This window comes from Aquabacterium sp. UBA2148, assembly GCF_002328915.1.
In the GTDB taxonomy this organism is placed as follows: Bacteria; Pseudomonadota; Gammaproteobacteria; order Burkholderiales; family Burkholderiaceae_C; genus Aquabacterium; species Aquabacterium parvum.
Window position 1 is genome coordinate 1 of the sequence record NZ_DCXA01000109.1, and the last position, 2,139, is coordinate 2,139.

At 66.2% G+C, this 2,139-nt stretch carries 2 protein-coding genes and 1 pseudogene; all 3 read left to right on the forward strand.

The features are described from left to right. The first annotated feature begins 393 nt into the window (after positions 1-393). The gene (gene leuC, locus B2W70_RS05955) at positions 394-1,803 is read left to right on the forward strand and encodes a 3-isopropylmalate dehydratase large subunit (protein ID WP_286743798.1); all 1,410 of its coding nucleotides are present in this window, start codon (positions 394-396) and stop codon (positions 1,801-1,803) included. Positions 1,804-1,838: 35 nt separating this feature from the next. After that, positions 1,839-1,967, forward strand: a complete 129-nt coding sequence (locus B2W70_RS05960) for an entericidin A/B family lipoprotein (protein ID WP_286743799.1) — start codon at positions 1,839-1,841, stop codon at positions 1,965-1,967. Between the two features lie 10 nt (positions 1,968-1,977). Then, positions 1,978-2,139: pseudogene (locus B2W70_RS05965) on the forward strand (3-isopropylmalate dehydratase small subunit); the annotation flags it as partial.

The following is a 2,139-nucleotide window of genomic DNA, read 5'->3' on the forward strand; positions in this document are numbered from 1 at the left end:
CGATCCCGAGTACAAGATCGGCCGTCCCCGTCAGCTGTTCGTTGGCGCCGAGAAGCGCGACGTCAAGCCGATCGCTTCGCGCTGACCGGTTTGCCCGGGTGGCGCCTGTGGGTGCCGCCCGAGTCACGAAGCCCCGCTCTGAGCGGGGCTTTTTCGTTTCTGGATGTCGCCCGCCATCGACCGCTGACCGACTTCGCTCCGATGCGTGCGCGCAAAATGCGTCGCTGAATGCTTGGCCAAGTGGCGCCTGAACAGGGGCTGAGGGCGGCTTGCGTGCCCATGATGCAGCCGTGCCTGGGCCGCATCGCATAAAATCTTGGTCTTTCTTCCCCACCATCACTTGGGGCCCGATGGGTCCCTTGCGTGAGAACGCAGCAGGCATCAGGCAGCACCATGGGACGCACCCTCTACGACAAGATCTGGGACGAGCACATCGTCCACACCGAAGAAGATGGCACCGCCACCCTCTACATCGACCGCCACCTGGTGCACGAAGTCACCAGCCCGCAGGCCTTCGAGGGGCTGGACATCGCCGGTCGCAAGGTGTGGCGCCTGTCGGCGAACCTCGCGGTGAGCGACCACAACGTGCCCACCACCGACCGCCGCGACGGCATCAAGGACGCCGTCTCCAAGCTGCAGGTCGACACGCTGGACGCCAACTGCGACCGCTTCGGCATCACGCAGTTCAAGATGAGCGACAAGCGCCAGGGCATCGTGCACGTGATCGGCCCGGAGCAGGGCGCCACGCTGCCCGGCATGACCGTGGTCTGCGGTGACAGCCACACGTCCACGCACGGCGCCTTCGGTGCGCTGGCCCACGGCATCGGCACCTCCGAGGTCGAGCACGTGCTGGCCACGCAAACGCTGCTGGCCAAGAAGGCCAAGAACATGCTCATCAAGGTCGAGGGCACCCTCGGCAAGGGCTGCTCGGCCAAGGACATCGTGCTGGCCATCATCGGCAAGATCGGCACGGCCGGCGGCACCGGCTACACCATCGAGTTCGCAGGCAGCGCCATCCGCGCCCTGAGCATGGAAGGCCGCATGACGGTCTGCAACATGGCCATCGAAGGTGGCGCGCGCGCAGGTCTCGTGGCCGTGGACGACACCACCATCCAGTATGTGCAGAACCGCCCCTTCAGCCCGAAGGGTGTCGAGCTGGAGCAGGCCATCGCCTACTGGCGCACGCTGCACTCCGATGCCGACGCCAAGTGGGACGCCATCGTCGAGCTTGACGCTTCGCAAATCGAGCCGCAGGTCAGCTGGGGCACCTCGCCCGAGATGGTCATCGGCGTCAACGCCAACGTGCCCGACCCCGACAAGGAAAAGGACCCCGTCAAGCGCTCCGCCATGGAGCGCGCGCTGCAGTACATGGCGCTCGAGCCCAACAAGGCCGTCAGCGACATCCGGATCGACAAGGTCTTCATCGGTTCGTGCACCAACAGCCGCATCGAAGACATGCGCGCCGCCGCCGAGGTGGTCAAGCGCATCGGTGGCCGCATCGCCTCCAACGTGAAGCTGGCCCTGGTGGTGCCAGGCTCCGGCCTCGTCAAAGAGCAGGCCGAGCGCGAAGGCCTCGACCAGGTCTTCAAGGCCGCCGGCTTCGAGTGGCGCGAGCCCGGTTGCTCCATGTGCCTGGCCATGAACGCCGACCGCCTGGAGCCGGGCGAGCGCTGCGCCTCGACCAGCAACCGCAACTTCGAAGGCCGTCAGGGCGCGGGTGGCCGCACCCACCTGGTCAGCCCCGCCATGGCCGCTGCGGCCGCCATGCAAGGCCACTTCGTCGACGTCCGTCGCATCGCCTGAACCTTCCCAACCTCGCACAAACGGAGCCTCGCCCCATGTCCCGCCTGATCACCCTGCTGTCCCTGATCGCCGCTTTCACCCTGGCCGGTTGCAACACCGTGCACGGCATCGGCAAGGACATCGAAAAGGCCGGCGAGACCATCTCGGGCGCCGCCTCCAAGTAAAGAGAGCACCATGCAAGCCTTCCGCATTCACAAGGGCCTCGTGGCCCCGATGGACCGCGAGAACGTCGACACCGACGCCATCATCCCCAAGCAGTACCTCAAGTCGATCAAGCGCACGGGCTTCGGCCCCAACCTGTTCGACGAGTGGCGCTACCTTGACGCTGGCGAGCCG

Excerpts from the sequence above, each read along its gene's own strand:
- leuC (WP_286743798.1), top strand. The coding sequence starts at position 394 with ATGGGACGCACCCTCTACGACAAGATCTGGGACGAGCACATCGTCCAC.
- B2W70_RS05960 (WP_286743799.1), top strand. The coding sequence starts at position 1,839 with ATGTCCCGCCTGATCACCCTGCTGTCCCTGATCGCCGCTTTCACCCTG.